31 protein-coding genes and 1 pseudogene are annotated in these 20,228 nt (G+C 43.0%); 8 read left to right on the top strand and 24 right to left on the bottom strand.

The genetic code is table 11. The features are described from left to right. Window positions 1-255 precede the first annotated feature (255 nt). The 5 genes from vxrA to AB6D06_RS11785 are packed head-to-tail and all read left to right on the top strand — an operon-like array spanning window position 256 to window position 4,648. Window positions 256-1,728 (top strand): sensor histidine kinase VxrA, encoded by a 1,473-nt coding sequence (gene vxrA, locus AB6D06_RS11805; RefSeq protein WP_065584951.1) that lies wholly within the window; start codon window positions 256-258, stop codon window positions 1,726-1,728. After that, on the top strand, window positions 1,703-2,362 hold the full coding sequence (vxrB, locus tag AB6D06_RS11800) for a response regulator transcription factor VxrB (protein WP_009845363.1): 660 nt from the start codon (window positions 1,703-1,705) through the stop codon (window positions 2,360-2,362). The genes vxrA and vxrB overlap by 26 nt, the downstream gene beginning before the upstream one ends. Beyond that, complete coding sequence (locus AB6D06_RS11795) at window positions 2,362-3,249, top strand: DUF2861 family protein (protein WP_017082176.1); 888 nt, start codon at window positions 2,362-2,364, stop codon at window positions 3,247-3,249. Before vxrB ends, AB6D06_RS11795 begins: the two co-directional genes overlap by 1 nt. Before the next feature lie 50 nt (window positions 3,250-3,299). Next, window positions 3,300-4,454 (top strand): conjugal transfer protein TraF, encoded by a 1,155-nt coding sequence (locus AB6D06_RS11790; RefSeq protein WP_017069084.1) that lies wholly within the window; start codon window positions 3,300-3,302, stop codon window positions 4,452-4,454. A 41-nt stretch (window positions 4,455-4,495) separates the two neighbouring features. Next, on the top strand, window positions 4,496-4,648 hold the full coding sequence (locus AB6D06_RS11785; protein WP_004731009.1) for a YoaH family protein: 153 nt from the start codon (window positions 4,496-4,498) through the stop codon (window positions 4,646-4,648). Between the two features lie 193 nt (window positions 4,649-4,841). On the opposite strand, the gene AB6D06_RS11780 is transcribed toward AB6D06_RS11785, so the two are convergent. Then, complete coding sequence (locus AB6D06_RS11780) at window positions 4,842-5,108, bottom strand: hypothetical protein (protein ID WP_372110290.1); 267 nt, start codon at window positions 5,106-5,108, stop codon at window positions 4,842-4,844. Window positions 5,109-5,195: 87 nt separating this feature from the next. Further along, window positions 5,196-5,684 (bottom strand): annotated as a pseudogene (locus tag AB6D06_RS11775) (GGDEF domain-containing protein); the annotation flags it as partial. 1,026 nt (window positions 5,685-6,710) lie between these two features. Between AB6D06_RS11775 and AB6D06_RS11770 the strand changes: the two are divergent. After that, window positions 6,711-7,121: a DUF3653 domain-containing protein gene (locus AB6D06_RS11770; protein WP_017112104.1), complete on the top strand. Its 411-nt coding sequence runs from the start codon at window positions 6,711-6,713 to the stop codon at window positions 7,119-7,121. Here AB6D06_RS11770 and AB6D06_RS11765 read toward each other — a convergent pair. The 18 genes from AB6D06_RS11765 to AB6D06_RS11680 all read right to left on the bottom strand — a co-directional run bounded on the left by AB6D06_RS11765 (window position 7,111) and on the right by AB6D06_RS11680 (window position 15,804). After that, window positions 7,111-7,254 carry a hypothetical protein gene (locus AB6D06_RS11765; RefSeq protein WP_198594287.1) on the bottom strand — a complete coding sequence of 48 codons (144 nt, stop codon included), beginning with the start codon at window positions 7,252-7,254 and terminating at the stop codon, window positions 7,111-7,113. The two genes, AB6D06_RS11770 and AB6D06_RS11765, sit on opposite strands and share 11 nt — an antisense overlap. A gap of 175 nt (window positions 7,255-7,429) precedes the next feature. Continuing rightward, window positions 7,430-7,648, bottom strand: a complete 219-nt coding sequence (locus AB6D06_RS11760; protein ID WP_372110287.1) for a hypothetical protein — start codon at window positions 7,646-7,648, stop codon at window positions 7,430-7,432. A 4-nt stretch (window positions 7,649-7,652) separates the two neighbouring features. Then, the gene (locus AB6D06_RS11755) at window positions 7,653-8,027 is read right to left on the bottom strand and encodes a hypothetical protein (protein ID WP_017112107.1); all 375 of its coding nucleotides are present in this window, start codon (window positions 8,025-8,027) and stop codon (window positions 7,653-7,655) included. Further along, entirely contained in the window at window positions 8,005-8,562 is a 558-nt protein-coding gene (locus AB6D06_RS11750; protein ID WP_372110285.1) for a structural protein P5, read from the bottom strand. Before AB6D06_RS11750 ends, AB6D06_RS11755 begins: the two co-directional genes overlap by 23 nt. After that, window positions 8,528-8,701: a hypothetical protein gene (locus tag AB6D06_RS11745; protein WP_372110284.1), complete on the bottom strand. Its 174-nt coding sequence runs from the start codon at window positions 8,699-8,701 to the stop codon at window positions 8,528-8,530. Before AB6D06_RS11745 ends, AB6D06_RS11750 begins: the two co-directional genes overlap by 35 nt. A gap of 1 nt (window position 8,702) precedes the next feature. Beyond that, window positions 8,703-9,410, bottom strand: a complete 708-nt coding sequence (locus AB6D06_RS11740; protein WP_372110282.1) for a hypothetical protein — start codon at window positions 9,408-9,410, stop codon at window positions 8,703-8,705. Continuing rightward, complete coding sequence (locus AB6D06_RS11735; protein ID WP_372110280.1) at window positions 9,410-9,952, bottom strand: hypothetical protein; 543 nt, start codon at window positions 9,950-9,952, stop codon at window positions 9,410-9,412. The genes AB6D06_RS11740 and AB6D06_RS11735 overlap by 1 nt, the downstream gene beginning before the upstream one ends. A gap of 8 nt (window positions 9,953-9,960) precedes the next feature. Further along, window positions 9,961-10,509, bottom strand: a complete 549-nt coding sequence (locus AB6D06_RS11730) for a hypothetical protein (protein WP_372110278.1) — start codon at window positions 10,507-10,509, stop codon at window positions 9,961-9,963. Then, window positions 10,499-10,849: a hypothetical protein gene (locus AB6D06_RS11725; RefSeq protein WP_372110277.1), complete on the bottom strand. Its 351-nt coding sequence runs from the start codon at window positions 10,847-10,849 to the stop codon at window positions 10,499-10,501. Before AB6D06_RS11725 ends, AB6D06_RS11730 begins: the two co-directional genes overlap by 11 nt. A gap of 10 nt (window positions 10,850-10,859) precedes the next feature. Continuing rightward, on the bottom strand, window positions 10,860-11,060 hold the full coding sequence (locus tag AB6D06_RS11720) for a hypothetical protein (RefSeq protein ID WP_372110275.1): 201 nt from the start codon (window positions 11,058-11,060) through the stop codon (window positions 10,860-10,862). Between the two features lie 20 nt (window positions 11,061-11,080). Next, a complete protein-coding gene (locus AB6D06_RS11715; RefSeq protein ID WP_372110273.1) occupies window positions 11,081-11,350 on the bottom strand; it encodes a hypothetical protein in 270 nt (89 codons plus the stop codon). Between the two features lie 9 nt (window positions 11,351-11,359). Next, on the bottom strand, window positions 11,360-12,151 hold the full coding sequence (locus AB6D06_RS11710) for a major capsid protein P2 (protein ID WP_372110271.1): 792 nt from the start codon (window positions 12,149-12,151) through the stop codon (window positions 11,360-11,362). Window positions 12,152-12,422: 271 nt separating this feature from the next. Next, window positions 12,423-13,082: a type IV secretory system conjugative DNA transfer family protein gene (locus tag AB6D06_RS11705; RefSeq protein WP_372110269.1), complete on the bottom strand. Its 660-nt coding sequence runs from the start codon at window positions 13,080-13,082 to the stop codon at window positions 12,423-12,425. Then, on the bottom strand, window positions 13,072-13,527 hold the full coding sequence (locus AB6D06_RS11700) for a hypothetical protein (RefSeq protein WP_372110267.1): 456 nt from the start codon (window positions 13,525-13,527) through the stop codon (window positions 13,072-13,074). Before AB6D06_RS11700 ends, AB6D06_RS11705 begins: the two co-directional genes overlap by 11 nt. Before the next feature lie 162 nt (window positions 13,528-13,689). After that, a complete protein-coding gene (locus AB6D06_RS11695) occupies window positions 13,690-14,001 on the bottom strand; it encodes a hypothetical protein (protein ID WP_102353485.1) in 312 nt (103 codons plus the stop codon). Further along, window positions 13,994-14,233 carry a hypothetical protein gene (locus AB6D06_RS11690; RefSeq protein WP_372110266.1) on the bottom strand — a complete coding sequence of 80 codons (240 nt, stop codon included), beginning with the start codon at window positions 14,231-14,233 and terminating at the stop codon, window positions 13,994-13,996. The genes AB6D06_RS11695 and AB6D06_RS11690 overlap by 8 nt, the downstream gene beginning before the upstream one ends. Before the next feature lie 611 nt (window positions 14,234-14,844). Next, window positions 14,845-15,453 carry a hypothetical protein gene (locus tag AB6D06_RS11685; RefSeq protein ID WP_372110264.1) on the bottom strand — a complete coding sequence of 203 codons (609 nt, stop codon included), beginning with the start codon at window positions 15,451-15,453 and terminating at the stop codon, window positions 14,845-14,847. Window positions 15,454-15,459: 6 nt separating this feature from the next. Beyond that, on the bottom strand, window positions 15,460-15,804 hold the full coding sequence (locus AB6D06_RS11680; RefSeq protein WP_372110262.1) for a hypothetical protein: 345 nt from the start codon (window positions 15,802-15,804) through the stop codon (window positions 15,460-15,462). 220 nt (window positions 15,805-16,024) lie between these two features. Here AB6D06_RS11680 and AB6D06_RS11675 point away from each other — a divergent pair, with 220 nt between their 5' ends. Then, window positions 16,025-16,297 carry a helix-turn-helix domain-containing protein gene (locus AB6D06_RS11675; protein ID WP_050622403.1) on the top strand — a complete coding sequence of 91 codons (273 nt, stop codon included), beginning with the start codon at window positions 16,025-16,027 and terminating at the stop codon, window positions 16,295-16,297. A gap of 267 nt (window positions 16,298-16,564) precedes the next feature. On the opposite strand, the gene yciH is transcribed toward AB6D06_RS11675, so the two are convergent. Then, entirely contained in the window at window positions 16,565-16,876 is a 312-nt protein-coding gene (gene yciH / locus AB6D06_RS11670) for a stress response translation initiation inhibitor YciH (protein ID WP_008221404.1), read from the bottom strand. A 3-nt stretch (window positions 16,877-16,879) separates the two neighbouring features. Continuing rightward, window positions 16,880-17,248, bottom strand: coding sequence for a DUF3319 domain-containing protein (locus tag AB6D06_RS11665; protein ID WP_017060095.1), 369 nt, complete (start codon window positions 17,246-17,248; stop codon window positions 16,880-16,882). A 99-nt stretch (window positions 17,249-17,347) separates the two neighbouring features. Here AB6D06_RS11665 and AB6D06_RS11660 point away from each other — a divergent pair, with 99 nt between their 5' ends. Beyond that, entirely contained in the window at window positions 17,348-18,316 is a 969-nt protein-coding gene (locus AB6D06_RS11660) for a tyrosine-type recombinase/integrase (protein ID WP_102320805.1), read from the top strand. Window positions 18,317-18,473: 157 nt separating this feature from the next. Here AB6D06_RS11660 and AB6D06_RS11655 read toward each other — a convergent pair whose 3' ends face one another. Together AB6D06_RS11655 and AB6D06_RS11650 are read right to left on the bottom strand one after the other, a co-directional pair. Continuing rightward, window positions 18,474-19,469: a D-alanine--D-alanine ligase gene (locus AB6D06_RS11655; protein WP_017064584.1), complete on the bottom strand. Its 996-nt coding sequence runs from the start codon at window positions 19,467-19,469 to the stop codon at window positions 18,474-18,476. 179 nt (window positions 19,470-19,648) lie between these two features. After that, window positions 19,649-20,212: an SPOR domain-containing protein gene (locus tag AB6D06_RS11650; RefSeq protein WP_017060092.1), complete on the bottom strand. Its 564-nt coding sequence runs from the start codon at window positions 20,210-20,212 to the stop codon at window positions 19,649-19,651. Between the last annotated feature and the right edge of the window lie 16 nt (window positions 20,213-20,228).

Here is a 20,228-nt window from a genome sequence, read left to right as displayed (position 1 = left end):
AGGAGCTCATTTGAGCTCCTTTTTTTATCTTACGAAAGCGACTCTATGTGTGATCTCAGTTGATACGAAGTTGACGAAGCCTGATGCAAAACTTGTCGCAATTGAGGTTTGGCTTGCCAATCAGCCTACTAGTACGTATGTACAATGTGGCCGTAATATATTGGCCTTTATCTCTGTAGCTCGCCATTCTCAATGTTTTTCATGCGGTTAAAAATTTATCTTTGATAGCGAATGGTATATATTTGGCTGATCTATATGAATTTGCGTTGGTTTGTGATCATCAAAAGAACATTTACTCTTCTTATCGCTACGTTGTCTGTGTCTGCAAACGCATTTGCTGACTCTTTACCTGAGCGTATCGATAATTTCACCAAACTCTTTGATCATGAAACGGCAATCGAATCTTACGATATTCGAGTGCTACAGGCTGATTATCCAACACGTTTGATCATGCCGTCTTCTATGCTGCCACAAACAGCAGAGTACCCGTTAAAAGACATTCAGCGCTTGTACCAGTTATCAAAAACCTGTAGTGGTAAACTGCCGTTAAGCCCTTTGATTACTGAGCCTTTAGTTTTTACTCGTGCAATGTGTAAAGGCACCAAGCTTTCTGACCGTTGGTTTAGCCGTAGTGGTTTGATTCACCCTGGCGGCGGTTCTTATGCGGCACGATACGTTGAGAAGTACCCAGAAAAATTCGACTCTCTGAAGCGCTTTATGCATATTCAAGAGCGACCAAACACCGAACACGATGAACTACTGTCTCGCTTGCAACAAATGGATAGCGAAGCAATCACCGCGCTGTTAGCGGGTGCGAGTATGTTTGTTGAGCTTGATGAGATGTGGGTAAAACGCGGCTACAGATATTACCTGTATAAAAAATCAGTCTGGAACGAAAATGCCACGCTTGCTGGGTTATCGTTTAGCTTGTCTTCAGAAGGTAAAAGCTGTTTTGTCCAGCGTGGTAATGTGTGTTGGGAAATAGAAGATCATTCAGAGCTTCTGCAAGTCGCCATGTTTATCTTGGTTATTGCCAACATCATGCTTGTCTTAGGTTGGGCGGTTTACCGTTGGAACAGTAAGAAACAAGAGATGAAGAGCCGCATGCTGGTGCTTCAAATCCTAACGCACGAATTAAGAACGCCGATTGCAAGTTTGTCATTGACGGTTGAAGGGTTCAGACGCGAGTTCGAACACTTACCAGAATCAGTATATGATGAGTTTCGTAGGCTGTGTGAAGATACACGCCGTTTAAGACAGTTGGCAGAAGCAAGTAAAGACTATTTGCAATCAGACAACCAACCGCTCGCAACAGAGTGGGTACCAAGCGTTGAAGAGTGGCTTCAATACAAAGTTGAAGAAGAATTTGCACCGGGTATTGAACTCCGTGTAAACAAAGATATTGCTGCAAAAATAAACGTATATTGGTTAGGAACGTGCATCGACAACCTGATCAGAAACGCCGTGAAATACGGTGTCGCACCAGTGATACTAGAACTGAATACTTCTGACAAGAAGCTGACATTCAAAGTTATAGATAATGGAGACTTGTCCCGCAAAGATTGGGGGCAACTAAGAAAGCCATTCGTAAGTAAGAGTGGACTCGGTTTAGGTCTGACGATAGTGGAATCTATGGTCGGAAAAATGGGCGGTCACATGACGCTTATCGGCCCCCCAACAACATTTATTTTGGAGATACCTTGTGAAACAGACATTGCTTCTCGTTGAAGATGATAAAAATTTAGCTGACGGTTTATTAGTTAGCCTTGAGCAAGCTGGATATGAATGTTTGCATGCAGAACTGATCTCTGAAGTTGAAGGCTACTGGGAACAAGCGGACCTAGTGATTCTAGACCGTCAACTTCCTGATGGTGACTCAGTAGATTCACTTCCAGGTTGGAAGAAAAAGAAAGACATCCCAGTTATTTTGCTAACGGCTCTCGTCACAGTAAAAGACAAAGTTGCGGGCCTAGACTCAGGTGCAAACGACTATCTAACTAAGCCTTTCGCTGAAGCTGAATTGTTTGCTCGAATTCGCGCGCAGTTACGCCTGCCTGATGCTGAAGATCAAGATGCATCAAAAGTGATGGCTCAAAATCTAGTTATCGATAAAGCGACACGTGAAGTGTTTTTCAATGAACTGGAAGTCACCCTAACGCGTACTGAGTTTGACCTACTGCTATTTTTGGCAAGCAACCTTGGCCGTGTATTCACTCGTGATGAGCTGCTTGACCATGTATGGGGTTACAACCATTTCCCAACAACACGTACGGTAGACACGCACGTTCTGCAACTAAGACAGAAACTGCCGGGTCTAGAAATCGAAACGCTGCGTGGCGTTGGTTACAAGATGAAAGCGTAATGAAAAAAGCCTTACTTCCACTATTAATGTTGTCTTGCGTGGTGAATACCGCGCAAGCTGCGGATTGGTTTAAGAGTAGTGATACTCTAACTCAAGTTCATAAACACCTGTTGGATAATGACTTACCTCAGATGTTTGATTCACTAGTGGAAGTTTGGCAAATCAACTCTTCTCAATCACGAGAAGATCACCTCAATGAGCTGTTCGATCAAGCATTGAACAAAGATTGTGGTAAAACCCTCACCAGAAAAACACTCCCAGATTGGATCAGTTCAGTCGTCGTTAAAAGACACATCATTCAAAGCCCTGGCCGAGATACTTTTCGCGTATCGATTGATGTTGAATCCGAAAACAACATTCAAGATATTACCTTCGAGAAATGGGTCGATAAGATTGTTTCATCGGACAGTGAGCTAACCAAAGACAGTGAAGTGGTAAACAACGCATCGGTGAGCCTATACCGCAAGCGTTACAATTTAGCATCTCAACTTGAGTCAGGCCTGTATCGTTTAAGTGTGAAAGGCGATGGCGGTAATTCATGGAGTACTTGGATTATTCTTGGTGACGTTGCTTTTCGTCAGCAAGTTCGTTGGGCATCAAAAGACACGTGGCGAATCGATAAAAAAGAACTACTCAATCCTTATTGTCCGCTCCCTAAGCTCGAAATCGGTTTGTACGATTACGTTGATGAACACTATGAACAGGTCTGGGGCAAGAGCTACGAATCTGATTATCCAATGAACCTTACTGGTGAAGAACTTCCTAATGATCGCTATGTTTTAGCGGTTTCAATGGTGCATTCACGCTGGCAAGGCGACATAGCGATAGAACAAGCACAAACTATCAGTAAAACTTATGATATTTCTAGCGAAGAAGAGTTAAAGTAATTTAAAATTGTGCCGTTAACTATGTAAGGGATCTAACAAAGATAAACGGCATGAAAAAAACTACAAAACTACTCGCAGCGTCAATTGCATTCGCCAGTCTTCCTCTTTCAGCAGCAAACTACGCCATTGAAGCGCGTGGTGATGCGATGGGTGGTGTTGGTGTTGTTTCAGCAAACTTCCTAACTGCTCCATTCTATAACCCAGCACTTGTTGCGATTTATCGTCGTAATGATGACATGGGAATGATCACGCCAAGTTTTGGCGGTAATTATAATGACCCTAATAACTTAGTTGATGATATCGATAATTTAGTTGACAGCATTGAGTCAGGTACTGTGACTGGTTCTGATCTAGATGCTCTTAATGGTGATAGCCTGAATGTTGATTTAGGTGGTGTTGTAGCATTCGCTCTACCAAATCAGTATATTGCAGCAAACGTATTTGCAAAAGCATACACTGAATCATTTGTAACCCCTGATACATCTAGTGACGCTGCTAATAGTGACTTGGTTAATGCTGAGTTAACTGCTGTTAAAGCTGTTTCTATTGGCATTATGGAAGCTGGTATATCATTAGCAAAATATCAAACGTTCATGGGACAACATTTGTCGTTTGGTATTTCTCCAAAACTCCAAAGAATCTATACGTATAACTACATTGCCTCGGCACAAAACTACGATCTAAGTGATGTTCGAGAAAACGACACCGCGGAAACTACATTTAATATTGATGCAGGTGCGCTTTGGTTTTACGGCCCATTTAGAGTGGGTTTTTCTGCAACGAATATTATAGACCGTGAGATTGAAACTAAATCCGTTAGCCAACAGCTAACAAGCAGCACAGGGGCTACAAGAACAGTAACATCGAGTCATTCTTATAACCTGGGGCCGGTCTACACTGTTGGTGCGGGGATCGTTTCTGATTACTTTACGTTGAGTGTTGATTATGATTTGAATGAAGCAGAGAAGTTTACTTCGTTCGAAGACAACGAACAGATGATTCGTGTTGGTACTGAAGTCGACCTGTTACGTCAGCTTAAGCTAAGGGGAGGGTATTACAAGAACCTGGCTTACTCTGATTCAGAAGGAACAGTGACAGCTGGTGTTGGTATCTCGCCATTGAACTTGTTTCAGCTAGATCTAAGTGCTAACTACACGAATGAAAATGCAATGGGTGCATCCATCAATTTCCTTGCTAGTTACTAACAGTCCTTATATAGTTCTGCTCCTAAATAAAGGAGCAGAGCATGCTAAACGACTTACCAACCCTTTCTCACGAAGAACAACAGAAAGCTGTTGAACGAATTCAAGAAATGATGACCCAAGGCATCAGCACAGCACAAGCTATCAAAATCGTTGCTGAGCAAATCCGTGAAGAAATGAGTAATAAAGAAGAGTAGGGCATCAGCCCTTCTTTTTTAATACGATAGTGCACTATAACTAAACATATTACCCTCTAGTATATTATCTCGTACATACCTACTCTTTAGTTTCTCTAAATCCCGACCTGTCCAAAACTCTTAAATACTTTTTATTCAACAAGTTACGTCAGAGTAATTAACTTCTCAGGCTTTACTTGGCTTTGGGTTGTAATTAAATTACAGCAAGACCTGAAAGTAAAACAATCACCACTTTGGGTGTCAGCATTTGTGTCACCACGCCTAAGTCATTAAATATATGGCGTTTTTTACGGCTAGTGACGTTGTGACTTGTATTTTGAACGGATGAGAATCCATGAATGTTCAGAAGCAGACAAATGAGGATTTCATCGAAGAACAGGGCGAGACAATCCACAGCGGTAATGTTCAAAACCGATATCGCGAATGGCTTACCATCGCTTAGAGCAAGCTTCGTTGCCACATATGTGCTTTACAGAATAAGTATTTAAAAAGCTTACGAGGCGTAAGGTGTTGTGTAGAAGTCGATTAAGGAATGCGGCGCGTATCAATTTGAGAATGCTAAATTGATGTGTTTTCTATTGGGGAATGATAAGTCTAAGCGATAGAACTTGTTAGAAATAGGGTCGCTTTGAGCGCTGTAGTTGTCGTCGTGGTTACGTATGTAGAATCGAAACCTTGGCTCCTCTTGACCTTCATATTCTATATTGATGGTGACCGAATCGAACGTTGAGAGATCGAGCCCTTTATTTTGGGTCGATATAACGAACTCAATTTCACAGAAGGGTAAGCTATAGGTTTGTTCGAAGTCACACTGTAACTCAATTCCATCTTCTGACTTATGTAATGAGCCTACGGTGCCACCATCGTGGTCTCTGTCCGTATTTACGCGCGTAGGCTATCTGTCAGGTGTGATGATGTAGTTCTTATCCATGAGCGTATTAAAAGAGATCAACGACACTAGCGTGATTGCTAGGCAAAAATACGCGCCCAGCGACAGATATATGCCTAAATAGCGTTGTTTTTGTTCGGTATTTATACGAAAGGTAACGTTTTTAAGGGGATAATAATTTAACTGTGTAAATATACAGTTATTATTTGGGTTCTTTATTTTGTGTTCCATAGGACCAAGCTTTACCTGTACAGCTAGCTACAGTGTCACTTTACTTATTGATTACATGTGTCGATAAACATTATAAGCTTTCTAATCTCAGGCGGTAACACCATTGCGACTTCAAAGCAGGCATATCAGTTAGAGAAAACAAGTAAAGAAAAACTAAGCGCAATGGGTTTAAAGTAACTCTTAGGTTTATTACCAAAGCTACCTAAGTCCAATTGAACGTAATTTCAGGGCAAACCGTGATTATGGATCTCTCAAGTATCGGTGTTGTGTACCAGCAATAAGTGTAATGAATCTATGCAAACTGAACACAAAGTACTAACTCTAGAGAGAATCGTTAAGAAGGTTTGAAAAATCTGTGTGCGGGTCTACATAAGACACACGAACTATATTAGTTGATGGATTTAAACGAGAGCTAAGCATGTGCAGTTGATAAGAAACATTGGTCGCGTGTGTGAAATCTGGAATAGAAACAACAGCAATGCTTACAAGAATTGCACACAGCGCAGCGAACCGTTAGTGCAAACAGAGAAGTGGCATATAAGTTAAACCAGACGGACAAAGTTTCGCGTCAATTAGATTTTCTGAATGAAGATTGAATTGTGTAGACGCTGGCCGTACATATAATTATTAGATTTCAAATGCGATAAGAAAACTCTGAACGGCGCAAGAAGCGTGAGAGTCAGTTGGAACAAGGATTTTAAGGACAAAAGATGAGAATACTACCTTTAGAATTAACTACACGTATTATTAACTGCGTATTATGCCTGTTTATGTTCAATTAGTTACACTAATGTTTAAATTAACACTATGCATTTGATAGACAACTTATAAGTCACTCACAAACTTAAATATTTGTATATATGAAGCTCTTATGAAGATTGTCACTAAACCCTACGAAAAATATGATTTTCGTCCCATTTATAAGAATGAGACAAAGATCACATGAAAAATAAGTTAAAGGACGAGCTATTCAATAACGGCCTATACATCAACCAGATTAATGACTTGTTGCTGTGGCACTTCGACGGCCACGATGAAGCGGCGGAATACTTCGGTGTAACACCTCAGACGGTTAAGAACTGGATCAGCAAGGGGAATTGGCCGTTGTCGGTGGTTCGCTTGCTTCTGGTGATGCATAGGGGATATTTACCCACGTCTAAGCCGTGGCGAGGTTTTAAGATTCGGGGTGATGTGCTTTACACTCCCGGAGGGCGAGAGCTTACAGCGTTTGATTTGATGGAGTTAGATATCAAGATGAGTCTTGATATGACTTCGAATGTGATTCAGTTTAGGCGAAAAAAAAAGAGACGATTTAAACTTAAAAAGCAGGGCACATGCCCTGCTATTTCTTAAGCTTAATGACTACTGCGCCAGCTATGACAGCGACAACAGACACGAGGATAATGGTTCGCTCTGTTACGTCTATTTTCACTGTTACGGGTTCTGGTGTGTTCACATCGACCGCGAAGTTAGTTGGAATGTTCATCCTTTTTTACCTCCAGAACGGTTACACGGTTGTTTAAGCCGGTTAATAGTTCGGTTGTCTTCGATAGGTTGCTTTTGAGTGTGTTTAAGTTAGACCACATCAGCCACGCAAGGATCACAATCTGAGGGGTTAGTCCCCATTCTCGCAATATGTTGATTAGTTGAAATTCCATCCGTTAACCTGCCTTTTCTATAAGCCGCTTTGAATCTTTCACTTCATCGCGTACGACTTCATAAACGCCGACAACTACGGGAACGGCTGCACCAATCACGCCACCAAGTTCTAAACCTTGGTCGGTAATTTCTGCGCTGAATAGGTTTCCATATCCAAAGAACGCGGCAACGGTCGAAAGTAAGAGTGTTAAGCCTTTTATTGTTGATGGTTGTATTTTCATTGTTCTAGCCCTGTATAGGTACGTTGATTAGTGGGTGATATTTGGCGTTCATTGTGCCGCCTTGATACCCGAAGATTTTCAGCATTAACGGGTAATACTGGTCAATTTTCCAAAGTGTCGCGCTTGCTTCTGGGGTGAGGGTGTAATCATCATTCAGATAGCTGTCACGAATCATTAAGGGGGAAAGCTCCACCGCTTCCCAACCGTTTAAGCCGGCGGTTAGGTCACTGAGTAGTTCACCTACGGGTTGTGTCGCTTTGCTGGCTGTCTTCTGCAGGTGTGTACCTATCTTTTGTGTTAGATACCAAACAGTTAAGCCACCAACCACGACAAAACCTAAGTCAATTAGACGTTTTTCAAGCTGCGGCGATACCGTCATAAATCACCTTATCGCTATAGGGTTGTTGGCCGTTTTCGTGTGCAATGATCACTTTGATTAATGCGGCCTTGTGTTGTTCACCTACAGGAACATGACGCGAGACGTTCAGTTCTTTTTCTGCATGCTTGATATAAGACTCGGTGTCATTCTCTACTGGTGGTGCCCATCTTGAAATAATGGTTTCAAGTGTGTTGATACCGTGAGAATTGGAGTAGGTGTTAAGGATTCGAGCTATCGCACGAATGCCGTTTTCAGGCTTATCGAATGTGATAAAACGCCCATCGTTTCCGGTGCGACCTTTCCACGGTGTGCCGTTGTCTTCAATGTTCCCTGGGTTGTTGTTTCGGATACCACGCGGCTTTTGTGCCTGGTCTAGTATTTTTCCCATATCAAACGTCCCGTTGTTGCTGGATGGAAAAGGGAAGTTATCAAGCGAATAGTTGTTTATATCGCTTGATTGCTTCCGGTAAAGGTAAAGCAGTGCGCCGGCTGCGGCTGCACTAGCTAACAGTAAGATCTGGTTGCGGGTCTGCATCGGCTATTTCTCCGCGCTGCTCGGCTTGGTCAATCCCAAATTCACTCCAAAAACGGTGACCGCGAGGGACTGTCCATTCTTGGCCGTTGGTTGGGTGATTACAGATAACTGCGTTTTTGTCTTGGTTTGTGTATTTCATGCTAGAGCCTCGCGTCTGCAATATAACCATCAATATAAGAAGAGGTAGACGAACTACTCATATGAAACTTCGTTTTATTAAAGTTTTTACCCGTATAAGCCGTATCCACCTCGCGGTCAGCACCTGCACCAATACCTGATACGTTAATCATTAGCGCGGGAGTAGCATGCATTTCACATTCAAAAACCACATCAGCGTTATACCAAGTACTACTGTAAGCATGCGTGTACATTCTATGCTCAACCCTTTGATAAAAGCGCTTACACGGTGTTAGTTCATCAGATGATTGCTGATAGATGGGTAAGTCTTCAGACTCTGCCAAAATCAAGCGAGTGAACTTTGAGTTATTGCCAAACACTTCAAACGTGATATAGGGCTGGTCGTCTGATAATTCGCTATCTGTACCGCCGTTAATACGAATGGCTGGATTACCCAAAATCGAGTCCATATTGCCTTTGATAGTGCGGCCAATATCTAGGTTATTGGGTACTAGTTGAAGAATTGAGCCGCTAATCAGTCGGAACCCGTCAGCATCACGGTACACTTCGGCACCAGCTGCGCCAGCTTTCCAACCATCACAAAAATATTGACCGGCACTTAATACACCGTCACTTTCGTTGGCTTGGTTAATCTTGCCGCGAGGGTTAATCAGTAGGTTTTCACTACCGCCACCGTTAGCCATATTTAAAACTTGATACGTCACTGTCATTAGTTAATTTCCTCAATGATTCGAACGTCTACAGTGTCACGTTCGAAGTTCGGACTGATTTGGGCGTAAACCGCCCCCTGCACATCGAGCTGTAAAGGAACGCCAACTTCAACCGGCATTTTGTCATTCATCGAAGTACTTAACGCGCCGATGTAAATCTCACCGCTTAAAGGCTTTATTGTTAAGCTTCGGCGGTTGCGGTTAGCTTCAATCAGCATCTTTTCGCCTTTGACGACTTGAACCATTCTCGACTTGATTTGTGTTGCTCCAACTGGAGTTAAATCGGTTCTAGCTCGGCGCATATCGGCAAAGCCAGAATAGAACTCAATAGCCGTTTCAAATTCGCTGCTAATTTCAATGTTGAAATAGTCACGGTCGAACTTGAGTGAATCACCAACGGTTAGATCAACTTCTTCGCTCCAAGTGTCATCGATGCCACGAAAACGAAGGTGTACTTGTGCGCCGCTTAAAAGCTGAAAGATTCGCCCTTGGCCTGTGAATGTGTAAATGGTCGGTCTTGCTATTACTTTGTTAATCGCCATGGTTACACCTACTTTTTAAAGGCAATGATTGCGACAGCTACCGCGATTGCAACGGTGGTGTACATCATGTTCTTGTTAGCGTCTCGCGCTGTAGCTGCGTCACTATCAAGCGATAAGTTCTTAGCCACACCTAAAGCGGAATCTGTTGCTGTTTCGGCTGAATCCATCGCTTCACGGCCAAATCGAAACGCTTCATCTAATACGCCCGAAAAATCACCCATTACACCGTCTGCAAAACTAAGAGCTTTGTTTGTCGTCGATAAGTTTGAACTCATCGCCTTATATGCTGTGTTTTGGTTTGATGATATTGCAGCCTTTGAAACAGCTTCATTAATATCTAAAGCTTCTTCACCAAACGAAAAGGCTTCTTTGCTGTTTTCAAACATCGCCTCTAACGCTTTATTGACTGCGCCCCCGTCAGTCATGTTAATGGTCGAATTTTTGATACCCGACATCACATGCCCCGACATATCACCATTGAACGCCGCGCTGTTACTTTCGTTATTGGTGGTCGTGTTGTTGGTTGTTGCGTTCGAACTCTTGGAACTACCGCCCATTAATCACCATCCTTAATATGAATTCTCCACCGCGCTTTTCCGCGAGTTGGAAATCACATCCATTTGAATTTAAAAAGCGTTGTTCACCACGCCTTTTTGTATGAACTCGAATTGAACGGGCTTTGATTTGCTTGGCTAACTGGATAATGATTTGGCTTGCGTTCTTGAGCTTGTGAACCCCATTGAACGCGATCACAACCAATTCTTTATCTTCTGTTCTCACTAGCATGTAAGCCCCGTCTAGATGGAAAGCAAAAGCACGACCTGCTTCTACTTCTGCGCTAGGGTCGTAACCGTCTAGCGCATCAAGTAGGTGAGGGCGTGCTAATTCCCATGGCATCGAGTAAAAGTTATTTCTTCGACTGATACACATAAAGCCCCACAGCGACCGCGCCGGCAATCAATGCCCAACTCGGTATCCCGTTATTCGAACCGAAGTTATAAGAGGCCGCACTAAAGCCGTTATTGTTTGTCGTGTTGCTTGTACTGGTTGCGGTAGATGGTCCGGCGCTTCCGCCTTGTAAACCACCGCCACCTGTCAAACTTGTCATAGCTCCAAACATGCAGCCCCCTAGCTTTTAGCGATCAAAACTGCGCCAACCAAAACCACACCACCTAACACAAGGTAAGTCACCGGTACACCAGCGACATTAGCAGCCGCTGGTACTGGTGTAGGGGCAGGGTTAGGCTCTGGTGACACAACTTCGGGCGTATTGTTTACTTGGTTCTGAGAAGTACCGGCAAAGTCTGCACCTTGCTGAATCGCTTCATATTGAAGCCAGTAATTCATGCCCGTTTCGAACATATCGCCGCCGCTGTTCATCAAGCTACCTAAATCCATGTAGCCCCCTTACAGCCCTTGCTGAATATCTAGGTACTCGACCAACACGTTAAAAGCTGTTGCTTCCGTGAGATCCATACGGATTCGGAAATCTTGAACACCTGCAAGAACTTGAGCCTGTGCCGTGTCGTTCTCTTTGATGAAATCAAGCGTGAATTTGCCGGTAGTTGGGACGCGGCCAGCGTCTTTTTGGATCTTCGCTTCGAGTAGCTTCTCAGCTTGGAAAGCGATATTGCCGTCGACTTCTAGCTCTGCGTGACTCACCTTGTCTGTCATTAAGTGAATAGCAGCGATACGAGCTGACGCCGGTGTCGGCAGTTTATCCAGTTCATGAACGCCCGAAGTCGCGTAACTCACTGGGTAAGACTTCAACTTAGTGATGTAACCCATCGGCGCGTCTTGGCCTTGTAGCGCATGCGCTTCTAGTTGTGGGTTCGTTGCGGCTGCATCGATATCAATGCGAAGTGCTAGCGTAGAAATATCGGCAGTACCTAGCGCAAAAGTACGTTGTTGAAGTAGGTCGTCTAGCTCTGGACGTGCGAAGTGAAGAACGATAAAACCGTTTTCTGCTTTACCACGGTTAAAGTGACCGTTGATAGTGTCTAGCTCCACACCGTCTTTATGCGTTTGGAATACTTTGCCGTTCACTTCCATGCGAATGTTTTTCAACTGCGCAAGGGTCACGTTCGTGTATTTCAAAATGATTTGGTGATAAGAAAGACCACGCGGTAGCTCTAGCGTAGCGGTAGAACCTGCGGCTACATTAGAAATAGACGGTAGTTTTTTTAAACGTCGTGCCATTAGAAAATTCTCCTATCTAATGAAATTTAAATAAGAAAATCGCTTAAGGATTGACTACGTTTCGAACCGGATCGATTCGGTTAGCAACGGCCATTGTGACCAGCACAATACCGGCAGTAATCAGATATTTTTTCATGGTGTAACTCCGTGTTAATAAAAGCTCAAATGAGCAAGGACACGGCAATTAAACGGGGTTATTTAGAATGGTTTACAAACACTTATTTGCAATGTGTTTGGAATACATTTGAAAGGTTTCAAAAAAGAGCCCCGATTAACGGGGCTTTTTGCTTGCTGTCCACTTTTTACCGACTTGCAGTATGTGTTGATACTCTTCGAGTCCGTCTATTACTTGCCATGGTATGCCGGTTAAGTCTTCTAAATATTTAGCTGACTTCTTGGTTTTCTGCATCATAATCACGCAAGTATGACAGTTATCAATGATGGTCTTCGATACGTCTTGGCCACGTTGAAAGCAGTTGATGGTGTGAATGCCATATTTACGGCTAACTGTAAGCAGCTTACGGTGATACGGGGTGGTCATTTGTGTTGTCTTGCTGTTGTCGGCCAGTTCTTCACACACCACCTTTAACGGGTGGGAGTGGTGGCCGTCACCGGCAGCCCATGCCACTTTGCAAAACAGATCCAAATCTTCCCACGTGGTCACATGCCTTGGTTGCCAAATGATTTTGAAACCTTGCTTTGTTTTGCGGCCAGCAAAGAGAGCCGCCGCAAAGGTTTTAATATCATGGTAAACACGGCACTTAGAACGCGCCACTGTGCCGCTGTAGTCGCCTTGAGGGTCATAGGCTATCAACTGGTCATTTGGCTTAATAAGCGTGTTCTTGGTGTGGTAGGTTTTACCGCTACCACTCATGCCAGAAATCCAAACGTGACCATTTTTTAAGTCGTTGTTTGGGTTCTTAGGCTGCAATAGGTTTTTCCTCTGCTAGATCTGGTTTCTGCTCCGGTTCTTGTTTCGCTTTAAGGGCTTCAAGCTCTCGCAGCTGCTTAACCTGCATGTAGCCACCAAACGCCAAAGAGCCAACCGCAAACAAGGCGATCATTTCTTCTTTGTAAGGTTCTAGCCATTCAGGAAGCTGACCACCATTTTTAGCCAGTGCCGGCGCGACTGCTTCGGCTGTGGCTTGTTTCTCAGCATCGCCCAAAGAGAAAGCAGGGTGAGCCATTTGTTTTGTAATCGCTTCGACCGTGTTTAGCAGCATCAAAGCGGTGGCTGTTGCGCCTTGCATATCGAGCGCATCACTGGCCGTTTCGGTTGCATCATCGGTAAACGTTGCGCTGTCACTCTCAAGTGATGCGATAAATGCAGCTTCATCTTCGCTGTAGGTTGGTACTTCTAGTTCTTCAACATCCATTTTAAAGCTCCCACTTCAATTTCATAGGCTTGTCACACTTAACGCACTTTTTAGGACTAGGGCGCAAAGACTTATTAAAAATCACAGTTAGCGATTCACCACACTGACATTCGAAAACAGCATGGCCGCGTTTGCTTGGTGCAATACTAGGTCCCCCCATGCTTACCCCCGAAGACTTAACAGGCCAAACACGCCAAGAACGCCAGCAATCACCCATGGGGCTTTGCTGCTTTTTTCCTTTGGTGGTTCGGTTGGTTTCGGTAGCTTGAATGTTTCAAGCTCGGCTTGTGCTTCTTCTTTCGACTTGTGGTTAGCGAAAGAGGCTTGAACGGGTTCACCGGTGCGCTGGTCTAAACCGCAATTACATTTGGCATAGAGAAAACGCGCCCGCTTTCCTTGGCCTTGGAAGATGGATTTTAAAGATAGGCACTTTTTACAAGCTCTAAAGCCGATCGGTTCTCGTGTATCACTCATCGGTTGCGGCCTCCGTAGCTTGAGGGGCTAGGGTAGACAGCTGCTTTTCGAGCTCTTCGAGTTTCTTTGCTTGGTCTTTAATCAAGCGGCCTTGGATACGGCACAATTGAAAAGATTGGTTGAGAGGTTTTAAAAACGTTCCAAACCCTAGAGGGGGTTTAGCGTTGAGGTTTTCTAGATACTCACCTAATGCGGTTTCTAGCTGTTGGTACTTTTCTAATAATAGGCTCATGGCTTGTTATCCTTAACTGACGTTATAGAAACAAGTCTTAGAGTTTTTACGAATCATCGGATAGGAATTATACAGTATTTAAAATAATCATGTTGCATATTTGAAATGACAGCTCTCAAACTCTCGCCTTTCCTTCCTGCCAGAATCATCGCGTAGCGATAGGCTCTTAGAATCACGTCCAACTAATCCCCACCCGTAGAATCACCATTCTTTTGTTGTGTATCGTCCACAGGCACACAAGGCCGCAAGTCGCTTGCGACTAAGAGAGGCCGCTTCATTAACTTATCCCCGAGTTTCGAGGGGGTAAAAGCATTAATACCATTACTATCCTTAATATCATGGTTCTAGTCGAAGACTATGAGGGCTAAATAAAAGGAGTAGGAACTAATAGTAAGAACTAGGAGTAGTTTAGATCCATATATACGCGACTTTTGCACAGGCCAAACGAGATCGAGAGAATACCAATCTCAAGCGGTTAAAAAATAACCTACTTGTGGATAAGTTAGAGTAAAATAAGCGGTTAGAGTGGCGAGAATGAGCCAGTTTTGGCCGTGAATGATGCTGAGAGATCGCAAATAACGCCAGTTAAGGCGCATAGAGAAGAGTTTGGTCTATTGTGGTATTGGGACTGGGTTTTTAGCTTCTACCGCTTCTTTGCGGCGTTTGCGTAGCAGTGTGATAGGGGTTTGAATGTATTTCACAGGACGACCAATGCGGTTAGCAAAAGTCTTAAGCCAACGTTTAGACGCTGTCTTGGCTTCTTTGTACTGTTCAAAGATACCGATATCGTGAAAATAAGCGTCTGTAACACGCTTGATAGACGCTAGGCCGCGCCATTTTTGCAGGTTGTCTTTGCCGGTGTAGGTTTCTCTAGGCTGTTTGGATGTGATCCAACCTTTGTTAAACGCGAACTTAACGCACTGCTTAACACGCCAGATAGGGAAATCGCAGATATCAGCAATGTAGCCCCAAGAACGTAGAGCAAAGCCGTCCTTTGTAGCTACACCAATCTTATTCGAGCTTAGGCACATTTCGTTTACTAGGGCTTTCATTACGATCGCAATATCACGAGCAAAGCTCTTACGAACGCCACGGCCATTAGCCGTAAGGAATGCTATAGAGCTAGATGGGCATTTAACAATCTTATCCAAAACAGAACGATTAAGAGCCGCCAGTGGGCGGTCTTTACGCTGCTTTTTGGTTAAGTCGTACATACTCATGGTGGGTTAAGCCGCCTTATCAGAAGCGGTAAGCTTATCTAGCTCAGCATTCGCTACATTGAAGAAGTCGATCACTTCGTTAATGTTGTCATTGAGGTAAATGCCAGAAATAACAAAGCTTTTATATTCAAGCTCAGTTTTAGTAGGGTTTCGCTTCACGTAAATTGGTTCTACACCTTTCTTGTAACCATCTAGGTGAATTTCTAATGATATGTGATTTACGTATCCTGAATAATCGCATCGCACGTCGTGCTTAGTAGTCTGGGTGAGTTCGATTGCGCGGTACATTAAATCTACGGCTAGGTTGCGGACTTTGCTTTGTTGGCGTGGAGTTTTACTTTGATTTGACATGGTGCTGATCCTTTTTTTATAAGTCTGGTCAATACTTAAAGCCTTGGAACATCACTTGTTTTCAGACAGCCCCCGTAAAAGCTTCGAATCAATTAGGGGGCTTAAAGGATGTTCGTAAAGTCTCCCGACTTGACGAGATAGATTAAAGAGCATTTGCACTTTGATGGCAACCGTATTGTCCAGCGTTGGCATGCGCTATACTCCAGTCAGGAGGTGGAAAATGATTACAACATTAGAACTTTTGAAACGCATAATCCTAAAGCACAAACTGTCTAGCGACCGACAAGTTGCAAAATTGCTTGATATCAGCCACACATCAGTTCAGAACTGGAGAAAAGGCGGTGTTATGAGTGATGATATAGCCTGTGAAGTGGCAGAAATGTTGGGATTGGATGTAGATTTAACGCTACTGTCTATTCTTGCTGAACGATCTAAAAATGACCGTGTAATTGAAGCAATCGAGAGACTAACCGAAGATAAAAAAACAGCATAATTTGATAGGCAAAAAGTAAGGGTATCTAATTGATTTAATTAAAAAAGATGCCTTTATTTTTTGCCTATCTCAGTGCGTATTATATTTGTTATGTTAAATGGATTTTGATGTTTATAAGGCAGGTATCTTTGTGTGATGCCCTGCCTTTGTATTGTGCCGATATTCTCTAATTTATACTGTGTATTTAACCAAACTGACTATTTACCATAAAATACCTAATAACCAGTGATAATAATCTTCGATTTTAACCCTGGTATTAGTTAGAGATTAACCGCCAGCAAATTTAACTTTGTAGCCTTTCTTTTCAAGGTGCGCTTTGATCTTGTCGCGCGCGTCACCTTGAATTTCGATGTTGCCATCTTTTACTGAGCCACCGCAGCCGCAAACTTTCTTGAGTTCTGCTGCCATTAGTTTTAATGGTGCGTCATCTAGGTCTAAGCCAGTTACGACAGAAACGCCTTTGCCTTTACGGCCTTTGGTTTCTTTTTGGATTCGAACGATACCATCGCCTTTAGGACGTTGGACTTTCTCTTCTTCAGGCTTAATGCGACCTGTTTCTGTTGAATATACTAGGCTCATAATTTACTTCTTTTGTTGCTCTGCTTTTTGTTTTGCGAGTAAGTAAGCTTCTATATGGCGTTGGATTGCAACCTTGCCGCCTTTGATTAAGCGACCGTTAAACATGCAATACCACGCATTAGGCTCACCGGTGTCATTCTTGATTTGGTAGCCGTTGAAGTTTTCAGTCGAGCCACCAGTTCCTCTCGACTTATTTAATGACATGAATTCTTTTGGATCAATAATAGATGCGGTATCAATCCACCAATCAATACTCTTTTTCACGGCTGCTAGGTTGCCCTGAATAACGTTGTTTTTTAACTTAGCACGCCAAACTGTGTTGTTAGCATCTATCGATTGAAGATGGACGCTTCGGTAAATTGAATTAGCCATATCTATTAATCATCTTTCTGTTTTCACTGCATTAATCATAAGTATACTAATAATGATATCAAGCATAATATGGTAAAACACCTGTCGAGGTATGGTAATTTGAGAAAAAAAGTCCCTATTTTAACTGACTCTGTGATAATTAATTCATTTGTTGAAAAATTAAACAGCAACGCGACAATAGAAATTATAGATGAGTTGACAGGATTTCAATACTCTCGCAATTCACTGTTGGGCATTTACAGTGATTGGAATCGCTATCATGCGTTCTGTACCAAACATCGTATTAACACACTTCCCGCATCTATAACCGCTGTTCGTCGTTTTCTTGAAACGGAGTCTAACGATAGAAAATACGCATCGCTAAAACGTTACACTGCAACGCTTAGCATGTTACATACTGTGTTGAGCTTTGCTAACCCGATCAAGCACAGGCAAGTTCGCTTTACCCTACTCCACTTACAATCTCAAATGGCCGGTGACGCTAAACAAACCAATGCTATGACATCTGTGCATCTCACTGATTTGAATACGTTACTCTCCCATGAGAAAGCAAACCTGAAAGAGATCAGAGACATTGCTATTTATAACGTGATGTTCGAGTGTGCTTTAAAGCGCTCAGAGCTTAAGTTGTTATCGATGAGTGATGTTGAGTACGTTGAAGATCATTACCAAGTAACAGTCAAAGATTCGGCTTATCAGTTGTCACAAATAGCCAGTGTTGCACTTCAACGTTGGCTTTCGTTTACTGGTATACAAGATGACTTGCCAGTATTTCGTGCGATAGACAAGCATGAGAATATTGGTTTGCAGCCTTTAGATGATTCGTCCATCTATAGGATATTGAGAAGAGCTAGCGACTTACTTCAACTGCCAGAAAATCACCATTTCTCTGGAAATTCGATTCGTGTTGGTGCTGCACAAGAGTTGTCGAAACAAGGTCTTAAGGTTAGAGAGATTCAGGACTTTGGTCGCTGGCTTAGCCCTGCCATGCCAGCCCAATATGTGGGTTTCACGGGAACGGCTGAGAGTGAGAAGATGAAGTTTAAGGCGCTAATACCTTGGCAATAAACGGTTCGTAATTACTTGGATATTGTTACTTGGATATAAGTTGTGGCTAAATGATAGATTCGTAAAAAACGGCTAGCTTTAAAAACAAAAAGTGCCTTGGCGAAAGCTTAAGGCACTTTTGGGTTCAGCTCTAAGTGAACGAAAACGAGTTAGAAACCTAAGAAAGGCTTGTTCTCACGCAGTTTTCTAAGAACTGGCTGAATTTGTGGCCGTCATGCTCAACCATTTTAGGGAACATGGAGATTGGCGTCATACCTGGGAAGGTGTTGACTTCGTTCAGGTAGATTTCGTTGTCTTGCGTTAAAAAGAAGTCGATACGAGACAAGTGACGAAGCTTCATCTGGGTGAAGACTTTTCGTGCGCTGTCTGCAATCAATTCACGCTGTTCGTCAGTTAAATTACTTGCTTCAACTTCAGTGATCGAGTGGCTGTCTGCACTGTACTTCTCTTCGTAAGAGTAAAATGCGCCATTCGGTGCAATCACCTCACCCGGCTTGCTGATGTGTAGCTCGCCATCGATTTCATAAGCAGCAATTTCTAGCTCTCTAGGCACCACTGATTTCTCAACCAATACTTGGTCCGAGAAAGTGAACGCCTTGTTGATAGCCTCGCTTAAATCTTCTACTTGGTTAACTTGGTAACAACCTACAGAAGAACCTTGACGAGCCGCTTTCACAAACACTTTACCCCACTTTTCAAATGCTTGAGTTGCTTGTGAGTGAGCTTGATCATTGTTGTCTGATAAGAACAGGTACGGCGTGTTTGGAATACCAAGTGCGTCGTACCAAAGCTTTGACGTGATTTTGTTAAAGCTGTTGTTGCTTGCTTCTGGACCACAACCTAGGTATGGAATTTTAGCCATTTCAAACAGTGATTGAATGTCACCTGTTTCACCTGGGAAACCGTGTATGCAAGGCACAATGAAATCGACTTTAGATGCTAAATTGTCACCGCGTAAGGTTTGGTCGTTAATATCAAGATAAACCAATTCACCTGAATCAAGACACCAGCCTTCGTTCTTAATTTCAACTCTTACAACGTTAAAATCTGCAACGCTATTAAGTTGTTCAAAAAGGTAATTGGCTGAAACTAAAGATACTTCATGCTCTGAAGATCCACCGCCGCAAAGTAGAAGGATGTTTGTGGTGTTCATGGGTAAATTCGGTCCTTGAAACTAGGAGTACTGACTTCAATGATAAACAAAAGTCGAGATAGGTACAGTGTTTTGATTGTTAAAATTGCGTTCGAAAGATCGAGCGATTAACTATTAAACAAAACAGCGAGTCTTAAAACAAAAGGAGGAGCATTTGCCCCTTCTTTATGAATCAAAACTTAGTTCAACTTGTTAAGCGTTGGGTATTCAGAGTTCTTGATGTCATCAATGCTCTTAACGAACGGCTTCAAGTTTTGGAAAGTGTTCGGCAGTGTTGAGATTGCCTTTTTAGCTTCTAAGCGTGTTGCGTAGTCACCATAAAGTACCGTGAACCACTTAGTGCCGTTAACCATTTTGTAGTTTTCCCAAACTGGTTGAGAAGTCGTAGGTAGCATTTTCACGAAAGAATCGACTTTACTTTGGCTGCCAACAGCAACAACTTGAACTGTGTAACCAAAACGTTGGTTCATGTCTTGTTGTTTCTTGGTTGGGCCTGTCACTACTGCAACTGGCTTAGCTTTAGTCGTTTGAGCGACTTTCTGTTCAACAGGTTCGGTTCTGATAACGTTGACAACATTTTCTTCAACAACGCTTGTTTGCTCAGATTGAGATACAACTGGAGCTTCAACTTTTGCCGTTTTGTACTCTTCTTGATAACTATCTGAAGTGACATTGGTAACGTAGTCGTCAGATACACACGCAGCCAAGAGCAGTGGCAAAGTCACAATTGCAAATTTTTTCATGGAAAGCTCTATATCC

The sequence above is a fragment of the Vibrio sp. 10N.239.311.G01 genome (assembly GCF_041465805.1).
GTDB lineage: Bacteria > Pseudomonadota > Gammaproteobacteria > Enterobacterales > Vibrionaceae > Vibrio > Vibrio crassostreae_C.
The sequence above is the reverse complement of the archived record's forward strand: the minus strand, read 5'-3'. Positions and strand labels throughout refer to the sequence as shown.

Excerpts from the sequence above, each read along its gene's own strand:
- AB6D06_RS11725 (WP_372110277.1), bottom strand. The coding sequence starts at position 10,849 with ATGCCATGGGAATTAGCACGCCCTCACCTACTTGATGCGCTAGACGGT.
- AB6D06_RS11715 (WP_372110273.1), bottom strand. The coding sequence starts at position 11,350 with ATGGATTTAGGTAGCTTGATGAACAGCGGCGGCGATATGTTCGAAACG.
- AB6D06_RS11655 (WP_017064584.1), bottom strand. The coding sequence starts at position 19,469 with ATGAACACCACAAACATCCTTCTACTTTGCGGCGGTGGATCTTCAGAG.
- AB6D06_RS11755 (WP_017112107.1), bottom strand. The coding sequence starts at position 8,027 with ATGACGGTATCGCCGCAGCTTGAAAAACGTCTAATTGACTTAGGTTTT.
- AB6D06_RS11690 (WP_372110266.1), bottom strand. The coding sequence starts at position 14,233 with ATGAGCCTATTATTAGAAAAGTACCAACAGCTAGAAACCGCATTAGGT.
- AB6D06_RS11730 (WP_372110278.1), bottom strand. The coding sequence starts at position 10,509 with ATGGGCGGTAGTTCCAAGAGTTCGAACGCAACAACCAACAACACGACC.
- AB6D06_RS11750 (WP_372110285.1), bottom strand. The coding sequence starts at position 8,562 with ATGCAGACCCGCAACCAGATCTTACTGTTAGCTAGTGCAGCCGCAGCC.
- AB6D06_RS11720 (WP_372110275.1), bottom strand. The coding sequence starts at position 11,060 with ATGACAAGTTTGACAGGTGGCGGTGGTTTACAAGGCGGAAGCGCCGGA.
- AB6D06_RS11795 (WP_017082176.1), top strand. The coding sequence starts at position 2,362 with ATGAAAAAAGCCTTACTTCCACTATTAATGTTGTCTTGCGTGGTGAAT.
- AB6D06_RS11680 (WP_372110262.1), bottom strand. The coding sequence starts at position 15,804 with ATGTCAAATCAAAGTAAAACTCCACGCCAACAAAGCAAAGTCCGCAAC.
- AB6D06_RS11740 (WP_372110282.1), bottom strand. The coding sequence starts at position 9,410 with ATGACAGTGACGTATCAAGTTTTAAATATGGCTAACGGTGGCGGTAGT.
- AB6D06_RS11700 (WP_372110267.1), bottom strand. The coding sequence starts at position 13,527 with ATGGATGTTGAAGAACTAGAAGTACCAACCTACAGCGAAGATGAAGCT.
- AB6D06_RS11760 (WP_372110287.1), bottom strand. The coding sequence starts at position 7,648 with ATGAAAATACAACCATCAACAATAAAAGGCTTAACACTCTTACTTTCG.
- AB6D06_RS11765 (WP_198594287.1), bottom strand. The coding sequence starts at position 7,254 with ATGAACATTCCAACTAACTTCGCGGTCGATGTGAACACACCAGAACCC.
- AB6D06_RS11650 (WP_017060092.1), bottom strand. The coding sequence starts at position 20,212 with ATGAAAAAATTTGCAATTGTGACTTTGCCACTGCTCTTGGCTGCGTGT.
- AB6D06_RS11770 (WP_017112104.1), top strand. The coding sequence starts at position 6,711 with ATGAAAAATAAGTTAAAGGACGAGCTATTCAATAACGGCCTATACATC.
- vxrA (WP_065584951.1), top strand. The coding sequence starts at position 256 with ATGAATTTGCGTTGGTTTGTGATCATCAAAAGAACATTTACTCTTCTT.
- AB6D06_RS11695 (WP_102353485.1), bottom strand. The coding sequence starts at position 14,001 with ATGAGTGATACACGAGAACCGATCGGCTTTAGAGCTTGTAAAAAGTGC.
- AB6D06_RS11710 (WP_372110271.1), bottom strand. The coding sequence starts at position 12,151 with ATGGCACGACGTTTAAAAAAACTACCGTCTATTTCTAATGTAGCCGCA.
- yciH (WP_008221404.1), bottom strand. The coding sequence starts at position 16,876 with ATGAGCCTAGTATATTCAACAGAAACAGGTCGCATTAAGCCTGAAGAA.
- AB6D06_RS11675 (WP_050622403.1), top strand. The coding sequence starts at position 16,025 with ATGATTACAACATTAGAACTTTTGAAACGCATAATCCTAAAGCACAAA.
- AB6D06_RS11745 (WP_372110284.1), bottom strand. The coding sequence starts at position 8,701 with ATGAAATACACAAACCAAGACAAAAACGCAGTTATCTGTAATCACCCA.
- AB6D06_RS11790 (WP_017069084.1), top strand. The coding sequence starts at position 3,300 with ATGAAAAAAACTACAAAACTACTCGCAGCGTCAATTGCATTCGCCAGT.
- AB6D06_RS11685 (WP_372110264.1), bottom strand. The coding sequence starts at position 15,453 with ATGAGTATGTACGACTTAACCAAAAAGCAGCGTAAAGACCGCCCACTG.
- AB6D06_RS11785 (WP_004731009.1), top strand. The coding sequence starts at position 4,496 with ATGCTAAACGACTTACCAACCCTTTCTCACGAAGAACAACAGAAAGCT.
- AB6D06_RS11665 (WP_017060095.1), bottom strand. The coding sequence starts at position 17,248 with ATGGCTAATTCAATTTACCGAAGCGTCCATCTTCAATCGATAGATGCT.
- AB6D06_RS11735 (WP_372110280.1), bottom strand. The coding sequence starts at position 9,952 with ATGGCGATTAACAAAGTAATAGCAAGACCGACCATTTACACATTCACA.